Annotated in this window: 1 protein-coding gene; it reads right to left on the reverse strand. The window is 42.6% G+C overall.

The window, feature by feature from the left end; genetic code table 11:
* Positions 1-472: 472 nt before the first annotated feature.
* Positions 473-3,823, reverse strand: coding sequence for an ATP-binding protein (locus tag RIG27_RS13595; protein ID WP_446345912.1), 3,351 nt, complete (start codon positions 3,821-3,823; stop codon positions 473-475).
* Positions 3,824-4,387: the final 564 nt, after the last annotated feature.

A 4,387-nucleotide genomic window follows, 5' to 3' on the forward strand; every position in this document is an offset into this window, starting at 1 on the left:
CTCTGGAGTTATCTAAATTAGGCTCAATACTTGGTAGTTTTCTACGGGTGTTTGGTTTAAGTATTGCCGCAAGGATAGATAATTGTAAGGTGTGTCGCGGAACTAAGAATCCCCGCACTTATAGGGCGGGGAGTGTCAAAACATTATGGTAAACATCTTTAGCAGGCATTAAGGAAAGGTAGAAATCAGGGTTAATCTGAATTATAGCGTGATTATACCGAATGAGCGATCGCTCACCTTACCCTAACGCGATCGCTTACCATCAGTAAAACAGCCAGAAATGGAAGATGCGATCGCACTTAATCCGAATGGCACGCTGTTTAAGGCTGGTGGGCAATGCCCACCCTACGGTATAAATGGAACTGGATGCGATTGCACGGAGCGCAGTGCCGGAGGCAATCGCCACACAACTCGATGAGACACAATCACCTCAACACTACAACCCCGATAATCCCAGCAATCCTAACAATCACTACCGAATAATAATATCCACCTCCGAGACTCCAGATCGCTCGGCTTGCTGACAACGCTGCTGGTAAAATTGAACCACGCGATCGCGATCGTCCCATTGCCACAGTTGAGTGAAAATCTGCTGCGCTTGGGTATACTCTTTCTCCACATACAGATGCACCCCCCGTTCAAACTCCGTCCGAGTTTGTCGCTTCAATTCAATCAGTGGCGGCGGGTTACCATCAAACACCTCAAAGATCGCGATCGGTTGGCGTTTTCCTTTCACGGTTACTAGACCCAAGAAACGATAACTATAATGGTGAGCATTTGTCAACTCATTTAACGTTGCTTCGCTAATTAAAATCTCCACCCCAAAAATCTTAGTTAACCCCTCCAAACGCGATGCCAAATTCACCGCATCCGCAATCACTGTTGTATCCATTCGCTGAGACTCTCCCACCGTTCCCAACATCAAACTCCCCGTATGCAAACCAATTCCAATCGCAATCGGTTCATACCCACAGGTTTGACGATGAGCGTTATACAAACTGACTTGCTGTTGCATCTCAATTGCTGCCTGTAGTGCATCATCAGGTATATGGGGAAATAATGCCATCACCGCATCACCAATATATTTATCAATAAACCCGCGATAATGGCGAATTACCGGACCCACACGACCCAAATACGAATTCAGAAAGTCAAAATTTGCTTTCGGTGATAATTGTTCCGACAAACTGGTAAACGAACGAATATCGGCAAATAAAATAGACATTTCTTTTTGCACCTGATCCCCTAATTGCACATCCACAATACTTTCTCGTTCCAAAAATTGCAGAAACTCATAAGGGACAAACCTTCCGTAAGCGGCATTGATTTTAGCTAAGCGGAGATGGGTTTTAATCCGGGCTAATAGTTCATTCTTTAACACAGGCTTGGTTAAATAATCATTCGCTCCAACTGCAAATCCCTCCACTAAATCAGAAATCTGGTTTTTCGCCGTTAACAAGACAATCGGTAGTTCATTAGGCAGAAATTGTTCCCGCAGTTTTTTACACAGTTCATACCCCGTCATCTGCGGCATCATTATATCGAGCAAAATCAGATCCGGTTTGAACCCTAAGCGAATCAACTCTAACGCTTCCAAGGCACTAGACGCTTGGGTAATCGCATAATTTTGCAACGACAGATGATTGACAATTACCTGAAGATTTGTGGGTTCATCATCTACAATTAAAATGTGGAAGGTTCCCTCTGGAGTAACCGCCATCTCTTGAGCGATGAGAATGCGATCCGGGCTAACAGTTCGCGGTGTATAATCTTGCACCTTAGAGACTTCGATGGAGGATTGATAATCAACCTTACCCTGAGATAAAGGTAGGGTAAAGGTAAAGCGTGACCCCACTCCTGGCGTAGACTCAACCTTAATTATCCCACCATGTAGTTCAACCAGTTGTTTGGTAATGGCTAAACCTAAACCTGTTCCTCCATAGTGGCGAGCAATGGAACCATCGGCTTGTTCAAAGGATTCAAAAATGCGGTCGATTTTGTCCGCTGTAATACCAATTCCGGTGTCAACTACATGGATTTCCAGCCTATCATTGACTGGCGTCGCGGAAACTTCAATTGTTCCCTGTTCCGTAAACTTAATTGCATTACTCACCAAATTGTACAAAATCTGCTGGACACGATTTTCATCAGCATCAACCGGGGGAATATCCGGATTAATGCCATTGATTAACTCGATCGGTTTCTTACCCACCAACGGTTGAGAAATGGCTAAAACCACATGAGTAACTTCTCGAATTCCGACTGGTTTAATATTCAGTTGCAGGTTATGGTGTTTGAGTTGCGAGAAATCGAGTAAATCATTAACCAACTGGTGCAATCGTCTGCCACTGGAAACAATCAGCGACAAGTTAAACAGAGTCGGATCTGATAGGTTTCCTGTTACTCCATCAATCAATGATTCGGCAATGCCAATAATTCCATTCAAGGGAGTTTTGAGTTCATGAGACGTGTTGGCTAAAAATTCATCCTTAAGCTGATCGAGTCGCTGTAATGCAGTATTTTTAGTTTCTAATTCTATGGCATAGTTTTGCAGCAGGTTACGCGCTTGAATAAATTGACGCTCTAACATAACGCCTAACGTAAGAACAAAAAGTAATGTTCCCCAAGGATAAAGTTTTTGATACCAATTTACCGACTCTAGGCGATAAATCAAAATATCATTCATGGCAGATAGAGTAAGCAGACCAAACCCTAATGTAAAGAGTTTGGCTTCAACGTTACCCGTCAGAGAAATTTGCACCGCCTTGGTTAAAATCATTATCGCACTGGCTAAAAACAAGAATTGAGCCAAAGTGACGGTTTGACTCCAAGAAAAGGTGTGAGTGGTGACTAAGGTTAACGCGGCTACCGCATAAGCCAGATGAATTTTCCAGAGATGGCGAATAATAGGCTGGCATCTCATCTTAAACATTTCTTGAAAGAACAAGCAACCACTTACAGGTATCAAATAAAAGGATGTATATTCCCAGAACCGTAGTGCTTCTAGATGATTAATAAAGATAGGGATAAAAAAAGACCGCGATAGGGTATATATCCCGATCATTGTTGTTAAAACACCAAAGTAAAAGTATGATTTTTTTTCGGGGCGGCTTAAAGACAATCCCAGAATAATTAATCCTAACGCAAAAAATAGAATGCCGAGTAATGTATGGCTTTGTTGTTGAAAAAAACGTTTAATTACAGCATTATGCTCACCCAAGACAACGCGATCAAATAATCCGATATAAATTGAAGCATTTTCTCCGACATACACCCGAAACAAGAGAGTTTGATGCTGAAATCCTGGCTCAAGTTGAAGGAGTGGCAATTGATAGTCTGTTATTGTGGCTTGTGCATCCGCATTGAGTGACCATTGATTATAGAGATGTTGCTCTCCTAAATATACATCTAATATATAAGGTACAGCGCCAAAATAGAGAGTCGGGGAGTGCCATTTTCCAGCGGGTAAGGGAACACGCAACCACAGAATCTGGGCATTTTTATGGCTTGGTTTTTGGATTTTTCCGGGAAACTGAAATGACTGCCATTGTTCAGAAAATATCGGATTCGGCGTCCCTTCTAAAACCCTGGGTTGTTGTTGAGAAAAATCACCCCAATGATATTGCCATCCCTGAGTGATTTCTACCAGTGACGATGAAACTGGCGCGACTGGGGATTGAGCTGAACCAGATACCGTGTAGACGAGTAGGCAACTGACTAGTGTTAAAATAAATGCGCCTAGATAGGAAATTCGAGGTTTTTGAGGTAGCCGATGTGAGCGCCATTGCTCCCACCGTTGCTTTATGTGTTCACCCCTAGTCATAGTAGAGTCCCTGTCGTGATTGCTGCTATCCTATTTCTATTGTGAGGCAAGCTGACAGACTTTGGCAGCATCCATACATCTGTGAATCTACTCTTGCGGAGTTGGCATTCTACCCACCTGACAAGATAATGGTCTTTATGCCACAATGGTCAGATAAGTAGGTGGGAAAAATTACAATTAACCCTGGGGATTGGCTTATGTCTTATGTAAGGGGTTGAAATATATTTACAGAACTTAATATAGTTGGATTGATTTCCACTAACCTCCTTACTCCAGGTTCTAGTCAACTAACCAATTTTTAGGAATTGACAAAATGTCTCATGGATGCTTTTTTAATAAATTTTACAAAACTCCTCAACTTTTATGATTTTTTATATATTTTAATTTTTATATTCGAGGAGTTACACTGAACTATTAATAAGGGCGGGTTTTGTTGTTGGGTTATCGGTGGAGAGGGCGGGTTTTGTTGTTGGGTTATCGGTGGGGAGGGCGGGTTTTGTTGTTGGGTTATCGGTGGGGAGGGCGGGTTTTGTTGTTGGGTTATCGGTGGGGAGGGCGGGTTTT

The organism is Coleofasciculus sp. F4-SAH-05 (assembly GCF_040222985.1).
GTDB classification, from domain to species: domain Bacteria; phylum Cyanobacteriota; class Cyanobacteriia; order Cyanobacteriales; family Coleofasciculaceae; genus Coleofasciculus; species Coleofasciculus chthonoplastes.

What these genes read in the sequence shown, in the direction of transcription:
- RIG27_RS13595 (WP_446345912.1), bottom strand. Translation starts at nt 3,823, where the DNA reads ATGACTAGGGGTGAACACATAAAGCAACGGTGGGAGCAATGGCGCTCA.